We start from the raw sequence: 17,268 nt of genomic DNA on the forward strand, positions 1-17,268 counted from the left end.
TCAGGGCTCGGGCGTCCCGTCGCCCGGCGTCCCGCGGCTGCCCGCCTCGAGGACCTGCGCCAGCGTGGCGGGGTCGAGGGGCTTCTCCACCCGGGCGTTCGGGACCCGCTCCAGGAACTCGCGCGCCCGCGCGGTGAACGCGCCGCCGGTCATGAACACGATGCGCGCCGCCTGTCCGGGGTCGAGCTCCTGCACGGACGCGTGGACGTCCATCCCAGCCAGCTCGGGCATCATCAGGTCGCAGAGGATCACGTCCCAGCGCTCGCCCGAGTGGAGGCGCCGGAGCGCCTGCGCCGGGTCGGTGCTCACGTCCACCGCGCAGTCGCGCGACAGCGTCCGGCCGATGGCGCGCGCCACCAGCGGATCGTCGTCGAGCACCAGCACCCGCCGCCGCGGCGGCCCGGCCGGCTCCGCGGACGCCTCCGCCGGCCCGGTCGCGGCGCCGGCCGGCGCGGGCGGGAGCAGCACCCGGAACCGGCTCCCCCGTCCGACGGCGGTCTCGACGTCGATCTCGCCGCCCAGCGCCTTCACGATGCCGTGGCAGATCGACAGGCCCAGCCCCGTCCCCTCCCCCACGCCCTTGGTGGTGAAGAACGGGTCGAAGATCCGGGGCAGCACGTCGGGCGCGATGCCGGTGCCGGTGTCGGCGACCGCCACCTCGACGCGCCCGTCCGCGGCGAGCGCCGTGGAGACCTCGATGCGGTTCGCGCCCGGGTCGCCCTCGGGGATGGCGTGCGCGGCGTTCACGACGAGGTTCAGCATCACCTGGCCGATGCGCGCCTCGCTCGCCAGGACCCGCGGGACCGGCCCGAGCCGCAGGATGACCTGCGCGCGCTCGCGGGTGAGCGTGCCCGTCATCTTGAGGCAGCCCTCGATGACGCGCACCACGTCCACCGGCTCGAGCCGGTCGTTCTCGGCGCGCGAGAACGCCTTCAGGTCCCGGACGATGTGGCGGACGCGGTCGGCGCCGGCCAGCGCCTCGCGCAGCGCCTGGAGCGCCTCGCCGAGCGGCGCCTGCCGCCCGCGCGCGTCCAGCGACCCCAGCCGCTCCAGCGCGAACGCCACGTTGCCGTACACGTAGGTGAGCGGGTTGTTCACCTCGTGGGCGACGCCGGCCGCCATCGTCCCGAGCGACGCCATCCGCTCGGCCACGTGCACCCGCGCCTGCATCTCCCGCCGCTCGGTCACGTCGCGGGTCACGCCGATGGCGCCGAGCACCTGCCCGTCGGCGCTCCACAGCAGGCTGAAGCGCGACTCGGCCTGGACCCGCCGCCCGTCCTTCGCGACCACCTCGTGCTCGATGAGCGCGTCGGCGAACGGCTGCGCGTGCGGCGCCACCGCGCCGAGCCGGGCGAGCGCCGAGCGGATCCGCTCGATGGAGGGCACCGACAGGAGCCTCGGCCAGCGGAGGCGGCAGGCCTCCTCCGGCGTCCACCCGGCCAGCCGCTGCACCGCCGGGCTCACGTAGGTGAGGCGGCGCGACGCGTCCACCATCCAGATCACGTCGGTGGCGCTCTCGGCCAGCAGCCGGAAGCGGGTCTCCTGCTCGGCGAGATCCTGCACGGCCGCCTGGTGCCGGCGCCACGCGCGGAGCGTCAGCCAGGCCGCCGCGGCGGTGAGCAGGCCGAAGGCGGCGAGCACGGCGGTGGCGAGCAGCGTGGAGCGGCGCCAGCCGGCGAGGTAGTCGTCGAACGCGAGCCCGACGATGACGAGGTGCCCGGTGCGCGCCATCCGCCGGAACGTGAAGGTGCGCTCGATGCCGTCCACCGCCACGCCGGAGTACGTGGCCGAGCGGTGGCCGTCGCGGAGCAGCGCCTGCAGCTCGGGCGAGACGGTGCGGTCGCCGAGCGCGATCGGCGCGCCGGAGGTCTGGCGGCGCACGACCAGGCCGAGCTCGGGATCGCGCAGCACGATGACGCCCCGCGCGCCCACGTCGTAGCCCTCGAACGCGCTGCCCAGGTCCTCCAGCAGCACGCTCGCGACCGCCACGCCGGCGAAGCTCCCGTCCGCGCGCCGGAGGGCGCGCGCCAGGACCAGCAACGGGCGGGCGGTGAGCCGTCCGACGAGCGGCCTCGAGACGATCACGCCGAGGCCGGGCTCGGCCCGCAGCCGCCGGAAGTAGTCGCGGTCGGAGATGTCGATGACCGAGCCGGGGGGCGCGTCGCGGCCGTGCGCCAGCTTGCCGTCCGCGTCGAACGTCTCGAGCGAGTGGAGCTGCGGGATGCGCCCGCGCTGGCGGGCGAGGAAGTCGTCGAACACGGGCCCGTCCACCCGGCCCTCGGCCGACTCGCGCGCGTACTCGTCCGCCACGGTGAGCAGCGTCAGCTCGACCTTCTCGAAGACGCCGGCGAGGTACTGCTCGAGCGCGGCGGCCAGGTTCTGCGTGGCCGCGGTGGCGCGCTCGCGGTGGTGCTGGCGGCTGGCCTCGACCGACGAGCCGACCAGCAGCACCGCCAGCAGGTCGATGATCGCGACCGCCACCGCCAGCGCGCGGGCCGCTCGCGGCGACGACCAGGCCGGGACCGAGGACCGCTGTTCTCCGTCGCTCACGCGCGCGCTCCGGGGGGCGACCCGGGGCCACGAGCCCCCGGTCGAGCGGCGAGAGTACCCTCCGGACCGCGCGCTCGGAAGCGCCCTCGCGTGCGGGCGCCGGCCGCCCCCGCGTTCACGGGACGCGCGCGGGGCAGGTGTTCCCTGCTCCCACCCGGCGGCGCGCTACGCCGGGAGGAGCTCGCGCACCGCGTCCTCCAGCCGCGCGCGCGGCACCGCGCCGACGAGCTGGCGGGCCACCTTGCCGCCCTTGAAGAAGAGCAGCGTCGGCATCGAGCGGATCCCGTAGCGCTCGGCGGTGGCCGGGTGCCGCTCCACGTCGAGCGCCGCGACCTTCACGCGGCCGCGGTACCCGCTCGCGAGCGCCTCCAGCGTGGGCGCGAGCGCCTTGCAGGGCGCGCACCACGCCGCGGTGAACTCCACCAGCACCGGCTCCGGCGCGGCCAGCACCTCGCGCTCGAACTCCGCGTCCCCGATCTCCATCACCGCCGCCATGGCCGCCTCCGCCGCGCCGCCGGGCGGAGTGCCCGGCCGCCGCGCGGGAAGGGATCTACCCGCGGCGGCGCGCCGGGGCGACCCGCCGCGCCGGAACGCTGCGTTCCGCCGCGTCCCCCGGCCCGCCGGCCGGCGCGCGCCCCGGCGGATCCCAGGGCAGCGCCGCGGCGCCGCCCGACACCAGCTCGAGGAACGCGCGCACCTTGGGCGCGAGGTGCCGGCCGCTCGGGTACACCGCGTGGACCGGCATGCCCGGCGGCGTCTCGGCCTCGAGCACCGCCACGAGGCGCCCGGTCCGCACGTCCTCCGCGACGAGCGCCGCGGGCAGCCGCACCACGCCCAGCCCGGCGCGGGCGGCGAGCTGCCCCGCGCGCACGCTGGGCACGCGCAGGCGGCCGGCGGGGCGCACCGTCCGCGCCGTCGCCCCCGCGCCGAAGAACCAGACCTCGTCGGTGCCCGCCTCGGCGAGCAGGATGCAATCGTGCGCCCCCGCCTCGCCGCGCAGCGCGTCCGGGCCGGCGGGCGTGCCGCGGCGGGCCAGGTAGGCCGGGCTCGCGTAGCAGCCGGTGCGCAGCGTCCCGAGGCGCCGCGCCACCAGGGAGGAGTCGGCGAGCGGTCCGGTGCGCAGCGCGAGGTCGTGCTCCTCCGCGAGCAGGTCCACGTGCGGCGGCGCGAGCGCGAGCTCGACGCTCAGGCGCGGGTGGCGGAGCAGCAGCTCGGCCACCGCGGGCGCGAGCAGCTCGCCGAGCAGGGCCGGGGTGGCGATCCGCAGCGTGCCCTGCGGCGCGCCGCGGGCCTCGGCCGTCTCCCGGTCCAGCGCGCGGGCCTCGGCCACCAGCCGGGCGGCGCGGGCGTGGTACGCGCGGCCCGCCTCGGTGAGCCGCAGGCGGCGCGCGTTCCGCTCCAGGAGCCGCACGCCGAGCCGCTCCTCGAGCGCGGCGAGCCGGCGGCTCACGGTGGACTTGCGCAGGCCGAGGCGCGCCGCGGCCGCCGTGAGGCCGCCGGTGGCCACCACCTCCACGAGCAGCCGGAGGTCGTCCAGGCTCGCGTCACCGGCGATCATGGCGCGGGGCGCGGCCTCACCCCGCCCGCTCGGCGGCGGCCGGGGCCACCGCGCCCGGCGCGGCCGGGGCGGAGGCCGGGGCCGCGGGCCTGGCGCGCACGGCGGCCCCCGACGTCGCCAGCCAGGAGCCGCCCAGGATGAGCGCGAACCCCACCGCGGTGCCCACGGTGAACGGCTCGCCGAGGAGCGTCACCCCGGCCGCCACCGCCACCGCGGGGTTCACGTACGCGACGACCGTGGCGCGCACCGGGCCGACCTCGGCGATGAGCTGGAAGAACAGCGTGAACGCGAGCGCGGTGCACAGGACGCCGAGCCCCGCCACCGCGCCGAGCGCCTCGGCGGGCGGCCAGGCGGCGGGGAGCTGCGCGATCCCGAACGGCGCGTAGGCGAGCGCGCACATCGCGAGCGACACCGCCACCACGTCGAGCGCGGGGAGGTCGGAGAGGCGGCGCGCCACGATGCGCGGCGCGAGCGCGTAGCCGAGCACGACCACCGCGAGCTCGGCCACGGCGCGCGCGTCGCCGCGGCCGAGGTCGAGGCCGAGCAGCGCCACCACGCCCGCGAGCCCGACGGCGAGGCCGGACATGCGGCGCGCGCCGAGCGGCTCGTGGCCGGCGCTCAGGCGCGAGGCGAGCGCGCCGACCAGCGGCGTGGCGGCGATGACGAGCCCCGCGAGCGAGCTGGTGACGTGGCGCTCGGCGTCGGCGAGCAGGAGCCAGGGGACCGCCATCTCGCCGAACGTGAACAGCGCGATGGGCCGCCAGCGCGCCAGCACCGGCCGCAGGTTGCCGCGGAGGAGCACGAACGGGAGCAGGAGCACCGCGCCCGTGGCGGTCCGGAGGAACACGAGGCTGGCGGGCGAGAGGTCTCGCACCGCCACCTTGATGAGCAGGTACGGGATGCCCCACAGCACGCACAGCGCGACGAACAGGATCCAGCCTCGGCGGGTCACCCGGATCTCCTTGGCGCCGCACAAGGCCGGCGCGAGGACGCACGAATAGTCGGCCCGGCGCCTGCGGGCAAGCGCGCCGGCGCGCGCATCCGCGCGCCGGGGACGGGCGTTCTCGCGCCCCCCCGGGAGCCGCGGCGGCCGTCAGTAGACGACCACCGCGTCCGGCGCGAGCAGGCCCGACGTCGCGTCCACCTGCACCAGCGCGACGCGGCGGGTCGCGTCGGCGGAGAAGAAGGCGAAGCGGCCGTGCGAGACGTAGCCCTTGCCGCCCACGCCGATGCGCGCGAGCGGGATGGTCTCCTGGAGCGCCAGGAAGTCGTCGCCGAACAGGCGGAGCTCGGCGTCCGCGCCGGGATCCGCGGGCCAGTACGGCAGGCCCCGCACCACCAGGATCTGGCCGGCCGCGGCCGAGTGGTCCGCCCACTTCACCTGCCCGGTGCCCTCCAGCGCGCCCGCGTAGGTCATGTCCGAGCCGGCGGTGGAGCCCTGGGTGGTGTTCGCGTGGAAGGTGTTGCCGCACGCGGTCACGATGCGCAGGCCGTCCTCGGTGATCCAGAGGTCGCCGCACATCTCGTAGTCCCCGTGGTACGGCGAGTCGTACAGGAACGAGGCCGTCCCGCCGGCGATCGAGAACTTCCGGATGTCCTCGGGCGAGACGAAGTTGTCCGCGCCGTAGATGGCGGCGCCGCCCGGGTGCAGCCTCCCCTTCGTGCCGTCGTACGGGCTCCAGCCCGTGCTCGCCGTGTCGGCGCCGGTGGAGATCCGGATGGAGTGGAGCTGCTCCCAGGTGGCCGGGAACACGTAGATGTAGCCGTTGCCGGCCAGGACCACGTCGGACGGAACCACGCTGGTGGTGAACGTGCCGACCAGCGCCGGCGGCGCGTCGAGGCTCACGTACGAGACCAGGGCGTCGTGGCCGACCGCGGCGTAGCGGCCGTCGGGCGAGACGCTCACGGCGAGCGCCGCCTTGGGGAGCGCCACGGACACCTCCGTCCCGGCGACGGGGTCGGCGACGTAGAGCTTCGAGCCGCCCACCGCCACGAGCCGATCGAGCGCGCGCGAGTACTCCGCGTCCACCACCGCGTGCCCCAGCATCCACACCTTGCGGTGGACCGTGACCTGCACCACGTCCGTCGCGGCGCTCGCGAGCTCGCCGTCGTGGACCGCCAGCGAGAACGCGTACACGCCCTCCAGGTCGTAGCTGACGGAGGGGGCGCAGGCGGCCGGATCCGAGAGGGCGGCGGCGCTGCCGGTCGGCTTCGATACCAGCGCCCAGGCGCAGGTGATCGGGTCCTGGTCCGGGTCGCTGGACGCGGCGGCGCTGAGCGCCAGCGTCGCGCCCGCGTTCGACTCGAGGTCCGGCCCGGCGTCCGCGACGGGCGCGTGGTTGCGGACGGTGATGGTCGCCTCGTCCTGCGCGGAGAGGCCGCCGGCGGTCACGGTGAGGCGGACCACGTAGGCGCCGTAGACGTCCGGCGTGAACGAGGCCTGCGAGAGCGTCGCGCCGCCGAACGCCGCCGCGCTCCCGGCCGGGCGGGACACCAGCGCCCACGCGTAGGTGAGGGCGTCGCCGTCCGGGTCGGCGCTGGCGCGGCCGTCGAGCGCCACCGCGATCCCGCGGCTCCCCTCCCGGTCCGGCCCGATCGACGCCGTGGGCGGGAGATCCTGGCTGGTGATGACGACGTCGTCCGAGACGGGCGGGTTCACGCCGTCGGAGACCTGCAGGCGCACCCCGTACACGCCGGGCACGTCCGCGGTGAAGGACGCGTGCGCGCTGCCGGCGGACTGGATGAGGGCGGCGCTGCCGCCGGGCCGGGAGGTGAACGTCCAGCCGTAGGTGAGCGGAAACCCCTCCGGATCGCTGCTGGCGGCGCCGTCGAGCTGCACCAGCGCGCCCTTGCCGACGGTGCGATCGAAGCCCGCCTGGGCGACGGGCGGGCCGTTGCCCGGGATCACGGGGAGCGAGGGCTTGTCGCTCCCGCCGCTGCAGGCGAGGGCGGTGCAGAGCGCGAGGGCCGCGGCGGTGCGGCGGCGGGCGGGGTGCATGGAGCCTCCGGCGGTGGCGGACGGGCGCGCGCCGTCATGGCGCCGGCGGTCCACCCCGGTCACTGGGGGTGCATGCTATGGCATGGGCCGCGCTTCACCGTGCGCCAAACGCGCGGCCGGCGCGCCCGGGCATGGGCGCGCGCCGCACACGCGACCGCCCGGGCGCACACCGGACCACCGGAGGCGCGCCCCGGCGCCGGGCCAGCGCGCGCGGCGGCGCGCCGGCCCGCGCCGCCGGGCGGCGACGCTCAGGGCTTGATGAACGTCCCGCTGCGCAGCTCGTGGAGGGCCTGCTCGATCTCCTCCTCGGTGTTCATCACGAACGGCCCGTAGCGCGCGTACGGCTCGTTCAGCGGCTGCGCCGAGAGCAGCAGGAAGCGCGCCGGCGCGGCGCCGGCGTGCACGCGGACCACCTCGCCGTCGCGGAGGATGGCGAGCCTCGGGGCCCCGACCGCCTGCGCGGCGCGGCCGGCCTGCGCGCCGCCCACCGTCACCTCGCCCTCGAACACGTACAGGAGCGCGGTGTGGCCGCGCGGCACCGGCTGCTCGAACGTCTTGCCCGCGGGCAGCGCGACGTCGAGGTAGGTCGGGCCGGCGAAGATGTCCTTCACCGCGCCGGCCACGCCGTCCACCTCCCCGGCGACCACCCGCACGCGCGCGCCGCCGGGGCGGGCGACCTCGGGGATGCGCGCCGCCGGCACGTCCTGGTACCGCGGCCGCGTCATCTTCAGCTTCGCGGGCAGGTTCACCCAGATCTGGAAGCCGTCGAGCCGGCGCGGGCCGACCTTGGGCATCTCCTCGTGCAGGATGCCGCTGCCGGCGGTCATCCACTGCACGTCGCCCGCGCCGATCACGCCCGAGTTCCCGATGCTGTCGCGGTGCGCGACGCTGCCGTCGAGCATGTAGGTGATGGTCTCGATCCCGCGGTGCGGGTGCATGGGGAAGCCCGCGATGTAGTCGTTCGCGTCCTCCGAGCCGAAGTGGTCGAACAGGAAGAAGGGATCCAGGTGGTCGAGCGTCCGGGTGGCGATGCTGCGCTTCAGCCGCACGCCGGCGCCGTCGCTGGCGGCGATGGGGGTGACGACGGTCTCGAGTCCGCGTTCGGTCATGGTGATCTCCTGCCCCGGGATGTGCCGGCGGGACCGGCCCGGCGCAATGTCCGGGGGCGCACCGGATCGTTGCGCGGCGCGGAACGGCCGCGGCCGGGGGACTCCGGTCAGGGCCGGAGCGCGAAGCGCTCGAGCGTCATCACCGCCGACTGGAGCCCCTCGCAGAAGGTCGGGTGGGCCATCTCCATGTCCACGAGCGCCCGCGCGCTCGCGCCCGCCTGCATCAGCGCGGCGACGACGTGCACGAGCTCCCCGCCCTCCGCCCCCACCACGGCCGCGCCCAGGATCCGCTCGTCGCGCGGGTCCACCAGCACGCGCACCACGCCGTCCGGCTCGTCCACCTCGACGGCGCGCGCCACCGCCGAGTACGGCAGCGTGGCGAGCTCGAACGGCACGCCCCGCGCCCGCGCCTCGCGCTCGGTCAGCCCCACCACCCCCACCTGCGGATCGGTGAACACCACGTGCGGCACCAGCCGGTCGTCGCGCGTCCGCCGGCCGCCGCCGAGCAGGAGGTCGAAGAGGATGCGGTGGTCGTCCCAGGCGCTGTGGGTGAACTGGGGGCCGCCGGCCACGTCGCCCACCGCGTACACGCCCTCGGCGCTGGTGCGGTAGCGCGCGTCCACCTCGACGAACCCGCGGCGATCCAGCGCCACGCCGGCCGCGTCGCAGCCGAGGTCGTCGGTGTTCGGGCGCCGCCCGGTCGCGACGAGCAGGTGCGACCCCTCCACCACCCCGCCGCCGGCGAGCCGCACCCGCACCGCGCCCGCGCCGCCCTCGACCGCCTCCGCCGGCGCGCCGAGCGCGAGCCGGAGCCCCTCGCGCCGGAACACCTCCTCCAGCGCCGCGCTCACCGCCTCGTCCTCGCGGGCGAGCAGGTGCGGCGACGGGTCGATCACCGTCACGCCGGCGCCGAGCCGCCGGAACAGCTGCCCGAGCTCGCAGCCGACGTAGCCGCCCCCGAGGACCACCAGGTGCGCGGGGAGCGCGCGCAGCGCGAGCGCGCTCGAGCTGGTGAGGAACGGGACCCGGTCCAGGCCGGGGACGGGCGGCACCGCCGGGCGCGCGCCCACGTTCACGATCACCACCGGCGCGGCGAGCCGCTCACCCGCGACCTCCACCTCCCGGGGTCCCACGAACCGCGCGGCGCCGGGCACCACCCGCAGCCGCGGCGCGGCCGCGTCCAGGCGGCGGCGCACGCCCTCGCGCCAGCGCGCCACCACCGCGTCCTTGCGGTCCATCACCGCCCCGAGGTCCACCGCCACCTCGCCGGCGCGGATCCCGAGCCGCCCGGCCGTCCGCGCCACGTGCGCGGCCCGCGCGCTCGCGAGGAGCGTCTTCGTGGGCGTGCAGCCCGCGTTCACGCAGGTGCCGCCCAGCGCGCCGCGCTCGACCAGCGCGACCCGCCGCCCCGCGGCCGCGAGCCGCGCGGCGAGCGGCACGCCCGCCTGGCCGGAGCCGAGGACCAGCACGTCGAGATCCGATGCCATGCGCCACCTCCCCGCCCGCGCCGGGCGGTCCGGCCTATGTGCCGCCGGCGGGCCGCGCGCGCCAGGCCGCTCCCAGGTGTCGCTCGCCCGCGAAGACGCCTCGCCCGGGCCGGGAGCTTCCGCTAGATAGAGGCGGATGGACCGGATCCTCTCGGACTGGGTGCGGGACGCGCGGGCGCGCACGCTCGGGCTCGCGGCGTCGCTGCCGGCGGACGGCCTGCTCGGCCCGCGGCTCGCGATCGTCAACCCGCCGCTCTGGGAGCTGGGGCACGTGGCCTGGTTCCAGGAGCGCTGGGTGCTGCGCCACGCCGCGGGCCGGCCGCCGCTCCGGGCCGGCGCCGACGCGCTCTACGACTCCATCGCCATCCCGCACGACGTCCGCTGGGACCTGCCGCTCCCCTCGCTGGCGGAGACGGTCGGGTACCTGCGCGAGGTCGAGGCCGGCGTGCTCGCGCTGCTCGAGCGCGGCGAGGCCGATCCCTACTTCGCGCGGCTCTCGGTGTTCCACGAGGACATGCACTGGGAGGCGATGGCGTTCTCGCGCCAGACGCTGGGCTGGCCGGCGCCGCCCGGGCTCCCGGCCTCCGCGGCCGGCGCCGGACCCGAGGGCGACGCGGCCCTGCCGGGCGGGACGTTCCGGCTCGGCGCGGCGCCCGGCGACGGGTTCGTGTTCGACAACGAGAAGTGGGCGCACCCGGTGGAGCTGGCGCCGTTCCGGATCGCCCGCACCCCGGTGACCGAGGCGCGCTTCGCCGAGTTCGTGGACGACGGCGGCTACCGCCGGCGCGCGCTGTGGAGCGAGGCCGGCTGGCGCTGGCGGGAGGCGGCCGGCGCCGAGCACCCGGCGTACTGGGAGCGCGCGGGGGACGGGTGGCGCCGGCGGGAGTTCGACCGGCGCGTGCCGCTCGCGGCGGGCCGGCCGGTCGCGCACGTGTGCGCGCACGAGGCGGACGCCTTCTGCCGCTGGGCCGGGCGGCGGCTGCCGAGCGAGGCGGAGTGGGAGGCGGCGGCCACCGCCGAGGGCGCCCCGCTCGGCGGCGCCGGCAGCGTCTGGGAGTGGACCGCGAGCGACTTCCTCCCCTACCCCGGCTTCGTCGCCGATCCCTACCGCGAGTACTCGCAGCCCTGGTTCGGCACGCACCGCGTGCTGCGCGGCGGCAGCTTCGCCACCCCGGCGCGCCTGCTGCGCCCCACCTTCCGCAACTTCTACACGCCCGACCGCCGCGATCCCTGGGCCGGGTTCCGGACGTGCGCCGCGTGAGGATCGTCATCGCCACGCCGGCCGCCCGCGGCTCGCACAAGGGCAACCGCGTCACCGCGCTGCGCTGGGCCGGCCACCTGCGCGCGCTCGGCCACCGCGTGGCGCTGGCCGACGCCTGGTCCGGCGCACCGTGCGACCTGCTCGTGGCCCTGCACGCGACGAAGAGCCACGCCTCGGTGCTCCGCTGGCGCGAGGTCCGCCCCGCGGCGCCGCTGGTGGTGGGGATGGCCGGGACCGACCTGTACCAGGACCTGCCCGCGTCGCCGCAGGCGCGCCACTCGCTCGCGCTCGCCACCCGCGTCACGGTGCTCCAGGCGCGCGGGCTCGACGCGCTGCCGCCCGAGATCCGCCCCCGGGCCCGGGTCATCGAGCAGTCGGCGCAGGCGGCCCCGCCCGCGCCGCCGCCGCAGGGCGTGTTCCGCGCCTGCCTGCTCGCGCACGTGCGCGCGGTCAAGGACGCCTTCCTCGCCGCCGCGGCCGCGCGGAGGCTCCCGGCCCGCTCGCGCGTCCAGATCGCCCACCTCGGCGCCGCGCTCGACGCGGACGCGGCGCCCGCCGCGCGGGCCGAGATGGCGGCGAACCCGCGGTACCTCTGGATGGGCGAGCACCGCCGGCGCGAGGCGCTCTCGATCCTGGCCGGCAGCCAGCTGCTCGTCATCACCTCGCGCCTCGAGGGCGGCTCGAACGCGCTCTCCGAGGCCGTCGCGGCCGGGGTCCCGGTGCTCTCCACCCGCATCGACGGCACCGTCGGGCTCCTCGGCCCCGACCACCCGGGCTACTTCCCGGTCGGCGACGATCAGGCCCTCGCCGGGCTCCTCCTCCGGGCGGAGCAGGACCCCGCGTTCCTGGCCGAGCTGCGCCGCTCGACGGTCCGCGCGAGGCCGCTCGTCGAGCCCGCGCGCGAGCGGGAGGCCTGGCGCCGGCTCCTCGGCGAGCTGTTCCCCGCCTGACCTCCGGGTCGCGCCGGGCGGGCGCGCATGGGCCCGGCGGCGCGATGCCACGGGCGGCGGATCACCGCTCCTCCGGACCTCCGACGTGGTACACAGGCCGGGGCGGGGACCCGAGAAGAGGAGCGCGTGCGCGTCGCCTCGCTGATCGCGGCCATGGCGCTGCTGGCGGCCTGCGGGGATCGCCGGCCGCCGCGGACGCGCCTGGTCCTCGCCTCCGTGCGCCAGCCCGCCACCGCGCTCCCGCTGCTCGCCGCCGCGAGCGGCTGCTTCGCGGCGGAGGGGCTGGACCTCGAGGAGCGGTCGTTCGACCTGGGGCGCGACGCGCTCGCGCTGCTCCGCGAGGGCGGCGCCGACGTGGCGGTCGCGTTCGAGACGCCGGTGCTGCAGGCGGCCTACGCCGACGACCGGCTGCGCGCGCTCACCGCGCTGCACACCTCGACCCGCAACACGCGCCTGGTGGTGCGCGCCTCGAGCGGGATCCGCGGCTTCTCCGACCTGGGCGGGCGCCGGATCGGCTTGGCGCCGGGGACGAACGCCGACTTCTTCACCGACCTGGCGCTCCGCCTGGGCGGCGTCCCGCGCGACCAGGTCCGCCTCGTCCACGGGGCGCCGGCCGAGTCGATCGAGGGGCTCGCCGCGGGCGCGCTCGACGCGGCGGTGCTCTCCGACCCGGCCGCGCAGGAGGCCGAGCGCCGCCTCGGGGACGACGCGCAGGTGTTCCAGACCGACCTCTACGTCGAGATCTCGCTCCTCGTCACGCGCGACGACGTGCTGGCGGCCCGGCCCGCCGCGCTCCGGGCGCTGCTGCGCGGCCTGGCCTGCGGCGAGCGGCGCGCCCGGGCCGATCGCGAGGGAGCGCGGGCGCGGATCCGCGACCGCTTCCCGGAGACCGGCGACGCCGCGCTCGCCGGGCAGCTGGAGCGGGTACGCTGGGGGCTCGGGCTCGACAACGTGCTCGTGGACGTGCTGCGCCGCGAGCGCGACGCGCTCACCGCCGCGGGCGCGCTGCGCGGCGACGCGCCCGACCTCCACCAGCTGGTGGCGCCGGCGCTGCTCGAGCAGGTGGCGCCCGAGTCGGTCATGCTGCTCCCCGGGGACGCGCGATGGTGACCGTCGGCCGGCGCCTGCTCGTGCCGACCACGGTCCTCGCCGCGGTGGCCTGCGCGGCGCTGGCGTACGCGGCGTGGTCGTCCGCGCACCAGGCGCGCACCCTGGAGCGCGACGCGCGGGCGGTGCGGACCGCCATCTCCCTGGCGTTCGCGCTCGGCGACGCGACGCACGAGGAGGAGCGCTGGTTCCTGTCGCTGCCGCGCTCGCCGGCCGGCGTGCACGAGACGCGCCTCGACGAGGCCGGCGCGCGCATCACCGGGCTGATGCGCGACGTCGAGGCGCTCCCGCTCCCGGCGCGCGTCGCCGACGTCTGGCGCGAGTACGTCGCGGTCCGGGCCGCGCAGGACGCGCTCGGCGACGAGATCCGCCGGGTCGCGCCGGAGGGCGGCCCCCCGCTCGAGCGCGCCCTGGATCGCTGGCGGCTCATGTCGTTCCGCAGCGAGGCGCTGCTGAAGGACGTGTCCGGCTACTACCTGCGCTTCCTCGACCGGATCGTGGTCGAGCTGCAGGCGCGCCGGGCCCGCGCCCTGTGGATCTCGGCGGCCGCGGTGGTGGTGGGCCTGCTCGCCGCCGCGGCGCTCTCGCTGCTGGCGGCGCGCGCGGTGGTGCGGCCGCTCGAGGCCATCGCCCGCACCGCCGAGCGGATCGCCGAGACCAGCCTCCCCGCCGAGGTGGCCGGGGCGGAGCGGCCCGACGAGATCGGCACCCTCTCCCGCGCGTTCAACCGGATGACCGGGCGGCTCGTCAGCGCGAACGCCCGCCTCACCGAGATCGACCGGCGCAAGGACGAGTTCCTGGGGATGCTCTCGCACGAGCTCCGCAACCCGCTCGCGCCCATCCGCAGCGCGCTGCACCTCCTCTCGCACCCCGCCGCGCGCCCGGCGCAGACCCGGCGCGCCCTGGAGGTCATCGGCCGGCAGGTGGACCACCTGACCCGCATCGTGGACGACCTGCTCGACGTCACCCGCATCGCGCGCGGCAAGATCGAGCTGCGCCGGGAGCGCATCGACCTCTCCGAGGTGGTCGCGCGCACCGCCGAGGACTACCGGGACCTGCTGGACGACCGCCGCATCGCGCTCGAGGTGGAGCTGCCGGGCGGGCCGCTCTGGGCCGACGCCGACCCCACCCGCGTGGCGCAGGTGGTCGGCAACCTGCTCAGCAACGCGGGCAAGTTCACGCCGCCCGGCGGCCGCGTCACGGTGCGCGCGGACGCGCGCGGCGGGCGCGCGGTGATCCGGGTCGTCGACACCGGCGTGGGCATGCCGCCCGAGCTGCTCGGGCGGATCTTCGAGCCGTTCGTGCAGGCGGACCGATCGCTGGCGCGGAGCGCCGGGGGGCTCGGGCTGGGGCTCTCGCTGGTGAAGGGGATCGTCGAGCTGCACGGGGGCACGGTCGAGGCCCGGAGCGCCGGGCCCGGCGCCGGCAGCGAGCTGGTGATCGAGCTGCCGCTGGCGGCCGAGGAGCCGGTGCCGCTGGCGGCGCCGTCCGCGGCGCCGGCCGGCGCGGCGGGGCCGCGGCGCGTGCTCATCGTGGACGACAACGTGGACGCGGCCGAGACGCTCGCCGAGCTGCTCCGCCACGCCGGGCACGAGGTCGCGGTGGCGCACGACGGCCCGGGCGCCCTCGCGGCGGCCCGCGCCGACCCGCCCGACGTGGTGCTCTGCGACATCGGCCTGCCGGGGATGAGCGGGTACGAGGTGGCGCGGGCGCTCCGGCGCGAGCGCGGGCCGGGCCTGCTGCTGGTGGCGGTGAGCGGCTACGCGCAGCCCGAGGACGTGGACGCCGCCCTCGAGGCCGGCTTCGACCGGCACCTGGCGAAGCCGCCGCGGCCGGACGAGGTGGAGCGGGCCGTGGCCGCGCCGCCGGCCGGGGTCAGGGCCGGGCTGGACGCATGACCGAGGCCGGGTCGGGTCGTCCGCCGACGGCGGGCGCGCCGGCACCCGCCGTGCTAGAGACGTGTCCTCGGAGGAACCCATGCCGCTCGTCCGGATCGACACCACCCTGCGCCTCGGCCCCGAGCAGCGGCGCGCCGCCGGCGACGCGGTGCACCGCGCCCTGGTGGACACGTTCAAGGTCCCGCCCGACGACCGCTTCCAGGTGATCGCCGGCCACGGCGACGAGGGGCTGAGCATCGCCCCGAGCTACCTCGGGATCGACCACGGCAAGGACGTGGTGGTGGTGCAGATCACCGCCAACGCCGGGCGGACCGTGGACATGAAGCGCGCGCTCTTCCGGCGCATCGCCGACGACCTGCACGCGGCGGTGGGCGTGCGCCGCGAGGACGTCATCGTCAGCCTGGTGGAGGTGGCGAAGGAGAACTGGTCGTTCGGCAACGGCGAGGCGCAGTACGCGACCTGACGCGGCGCCGCGCGCGGGCTGGAGCGCGCGCCGCAGCAGCGATCCAGATCAGCAGGCTCGGCCTCAGCCGCGGCGGAGCACCTCGCGCACCACCGCCACGAACCGGGCCACCGGCGGCGAGGGCTCGCCGGGGCGGCGCAGCGCGACCAGGCGCGTGCGCGCCCGCGGCGACGCGATGGCGCGGTAGTCCACCCCGGTCCGCCGCAGGTCCTTCACCGAGGCCGGCACGAGCGTCACGCCGATCCCGGCCGCCACGAGCGCCATGGCGGTGGCGAGCTCGGGCGCGTCCTCGGCCACCCGGGGCTGGAAGCCGGCCTCGCGGCACAGCCCGAGCACGAAGTCGTACCAGCCCGGCCGGCGGTCGCGCGGGAACAGGACGAACGGCTCGCGCGCCAGCGCCGCCAGGCGCAGGGCGCGGCGCGCCGAGAGCGGGTGCCCCGCCGGCAGCGCCACCACCACCGGCTCCTCCAGCACGGTCTCGGCCACCAGCGTCTCGTCGCCGAACGGCGTGCGCGCCAGCCCGAGGTCGAGCTGCCCCGCCCGCAGCGCGGCCACCTGCGCGCCGGTGCTCATCACCGCCACCCCGAGCGCCACGTCGGGGTGGCGGGCCCGGAACGTGCGGAACACGCGGGGCATGAGGCCGTAGGTGGCGGACGCCACCACGCCCACCGAGAGCGCCCCGGTCTCGCCCCGCGCCGCGCGCCGGACGTCCTCCGACGCGTGCGCGGCGCGCTGGAGGATGGCCCGGGCGTGCCCGAGCAGCACCCTGCCCGGCTCGGTGAGCTCGACGCGCCGCCGGGCCCGCGCGAACAGCTCCACCCCGAGCTCGCGCTCGAGCTGGCGGATCTGCTGGCTGAGCGGCGGCTGCGCCATGCCGAGCCGCGCGGCGGCGCGGCCGAAGTGCAGCTCCTCCGCGACCGCCACGAAGTACCGCAGGTGCCGGAGCTCCATGGCGTCGAGATCTAGGACGTCTCGACACGAGAGCAAAGATATATTGGACGTCTCGACCGTCCCTCCGCATGTTCCCGGGCCCATGCCCGAGGCCGCGCGCACCGTCCCCATCCCCCGCCTCGCCCCCGCCGACCCGGCCCCGGCCGCGCCGGTGCCCGAGGCCGCGCCGGAGGTGGCGCGCCCCGCGGCGGGGCTGTTCGCCATCGGGCTGGCCGGCTTCTGCGCGTTCGTGGGCTTCTACGCCACCCAGCCGCTGCTCCCCACGCTGGAGCGGGTGTTCGCGGTCTCGAAGGCCGCGGCGGCGCTCACCGTGAGCGCCCCGACCATCGCGGTGGCGCTGGCCTCGCCGTTCGCGGGCCGCGCCATCCGGCGCTGGGGGCACCGGCGCATCATCGTCGCCTCGCTCTTGTTCCTGCCGGTCCCCATGCTGCTCACCGCCGCCTCCCCCGGCGTCCCGGCGCTGGTGGGCTGGCGCTTCGTGCAGGGGCTGGCGGTGCCCGGCATCTACGCGGTGGGCGTGGCGTTCCTGGCCGAGGAGTGGCCGCCGGCGGCGCTCGGCAGCGCCATGTCCGCGCTGGTGACGGGCAACGTGATCGGCGGCTACACCGGGCGGCTGCTCGCGGGCCTCGCCGCCGACCGGTGGGGCTGGCGCGCCGCGTTCGTGGTGCTCGCCCTCGTCACCACCGCCGCCGCCGTGGCCGCCGCGCGCCTGCTCCCGCGCGGCCGCCGGGCGCGCCCCGCCGGCCCGGCGCCGCGCGCCCGGCCCGGCGACCTGCTCCGCGCGCCACGCCTCCTCGCGACGTTCGCGGTCGGCTCAACGTGCTCTTCACGCAGGTGGCGGTGTTCACCTACGTCACGTTCCACCTCTCGGCGCCGCCGTACCGGCTCGGCACCGCTGCGCTGTCCTCGGTGTTCACCGTCTACCTGATCGGCGCC

Annotated in this window: 14 protein-coding genes; 6 read left to right on the forward strand and 8 right to left on the reverse strand. The window is 77.4% G+C overall.

The genetic code is table 11. The features are described from left to right. The 7 genes from ACOQFB_RS12800 to ACOQFB_RS12830 all read right to left on the reverse strand — a co-directional run bounded on the left by ACOQFB_RS12800 (position 1) and on the right by ACOQFB_RS12830 (position 9,702). Positions 1 to 2,550 carry an ATP-binding protein gene (locus ACOQFB_RS12800; RefSeq protein WP_421610646.1) on the reverse strand — a complete coding sequence of 850 codons (2,550 nt, stop codon included), beginning with the start codon at positions 2,548 to 2,550 and terminating at the stop codon, positions 1 to 3. A 165-nt stretch (positions 2,551 to 2,715) separates the two neighbouring features. Continuing rightward, positions 2,716 to 3,045 carry a thioredoxin gene (trxA, locus tag ACOQFB_RS12805; protein ID WP_059438755.1) on the reverse strand — a complete coding sequence of 110 codons (330 nt, stop codon included), beginning with the start codon at positions 3,043 to 3,045 and terminating at the stop codon, positions 2,716 to 2,718. A 55-nt stretch (positions 3,046 to 3,100) separates the two neighbouring features. Next, positions 3,101 to 4,108: a LysR family transcriptional regulator gene (locus ACOQFB_RS12810; RefSeq protein ID WP_059438756.1), complete on the reverse strand. Its 1,008-nt coding sequence runs from the start codon at positions 4,106 to 4,108 to the stop codon at positions 3,101 to 3,103. Between the two features lie 16 nt (positions 4,109 to 4,124). Further along, on the reverse strand, positions 4,125 to 5,060 hold the full coding sequence (locus tag ACOQFB_RS12815) for a DMT family transporter (RefSeq protein WP_421610647.1): 936 nt from the start codon (positions 5,058 to 5,060) through the stop codon (positions 4,125 to 4,127). A gap of 141 nt (positions 5,061 to 5,201) precedes the next feature. Then, positions 5,202 to 7,106: a PKD domain-containing protein gene (locus ACOQFB_RS12820; RefSeq protein ID WP_421610648.1), complete on the reverse strand. Its 1,905-nt coding sequence runs from the start codon at positions 7,104 to 7,106 to the stop codon at positions 5,202 to 5,204. 248 nt (positions 7,107 to 7,354) lie between these two features. After that, positions 7,355 to 8,215 carry a pirin family protein gene (locus ACOQFB_RS12825; protein ID WP_059437014.1) on the reverse strand — a complete coding sequence of 287 codons (861 nt, stop codon included), beginning with the start codon at positions 8,213 to 8,215 and terminating at the stop codon, positions 7,355 to 7,357. Positions 8,216 to 8,322: 107 nt separating this feature from the next. Next, positions 8,323 to 9,702: a mercuric reductase gene (locus ACOQFB_RS12830; RefSeq protein ID WP_421610649.1), complete on the reverse strand. Its 1,380-nt coding sequence runs from the start codon at positions 9,700 to 9,702 to the stop codon at positions 8,323 to 8,325. Positions 9,703 to 9,838: 136 nt separating this feature from the next. Between ACOQFB_RS12830 and senA the strand changes: the two genes are divergently transcribed. From senA to ACOQFB_RS12855, 5 genes are all read left to right on the forward strand, one after another. After that, on the forward strand, positions 9,839 to 10,963 hold the full coding sequence (gene senA / locus ACOQFB_RS12835; RefSeq protein ID WP_421610650.1) for a selenoneine synthase SenA: 1,125 nt from the start codon (positions 9,839 to 9,841) through the stop codon (positions 10,961 to 10,963). Next, on the forward strand, positions 10,960 to 11,913 hold the full coding sequence (senB, locus tag ACOQFB_RS12840; RefSeq protein WP_059437017.1) for a selenoneine biosynthesis selenosugar synthase SenB: 954 nt from the start codon (positions 10,960 to 10,962) through the stop codon (positions 11,911 to 11,913). Before senA ends, senB begins: the two co-directional genes overlap by 4 nt. A 126-nt stretch (positions 11,914 to 12,039) precedes the next feature. Then, positions 12,040 to 13,023: an ABC transporter substrate-binding protein gene (locus tag ACOQFB_RS12845; RefSeq protein ID WP_421610651.1), complete on the forward strand. Its 984-nt coding sequence runs from the start codon at positions 12,040 to 12,042 to the stop codon at positions 13,021 to 13,023. Further along, positions 13,017 to 14,918, forward strand: coding sequence for a hybrid sensor histidine kinase/response regulator (locus tag ACOQFB_RS12850; RefSeq protein ID WP_421610652.1), 1,902 nt, complete (start codon positions 13,017 to 13,019; stop codon positions 14,916 to 14,918). Before ACOQFB_RS12845 ends, ACOQFB_RS12850 begins: the two co-directional genes overlap by 7 nt. A 79-nt stretch (positions 14,919 to 14,997) precedes the next feature. Continuing rightward, entirely contained in the window at positions 14,998 to 15,381 is a 384-nt protein-coding gene (locus tag ACOQFB_RS12855) for a tautomerase family protein (protein ID WP_059437020.1), read from the forward strand. 63 nt (positions 15,382 to 15,444) lie between these two features. Here ACOQFB_RS12855 and ACOQFB_RS12860 read toward each other — a convergent pair whose 3' ends face one another. Beyond that, positions 15,445 to 16,332 (reverse strand): LysR substrate-binding domain-containing protein, encoded by an 888-nt coding sequence (locus tag ACOQFB_RS12860; protein ID WP_059437021.1) that lies wholly within the window; start codon positions 16,330 to 16,332, stop codon positions 15,445 to 15,447. Positions 16,333 to 16,414: 82 nt separating this feature from the next. On the opposite strand from ACOQFB_RS12860, the gene ACOQFB_RS12865 reads away from it, so the two are divergent. Then, positions 16,415 to 17,260: an MFS transporter gene (locus ACOQFB_RS12865; protein ID WP_494492239.1), complete on the forward strand. Its 846-nt coding sequence runs from the start codon at positions 16,415 to 16,417 to the stop codon at positions 17,258 to 17,260. Positions 17,261 to 17,268 lie beyond the last annotated feature (8 nt).

Source organism: Anaeromyxobacter sp. Red801, assembly GCF_049201065.2.
GTDB lineage: Bacteria > Myxococcota > Myxococcia > Myxococcales > Anaeromyxobacteraceae > Anaeromyxobacter.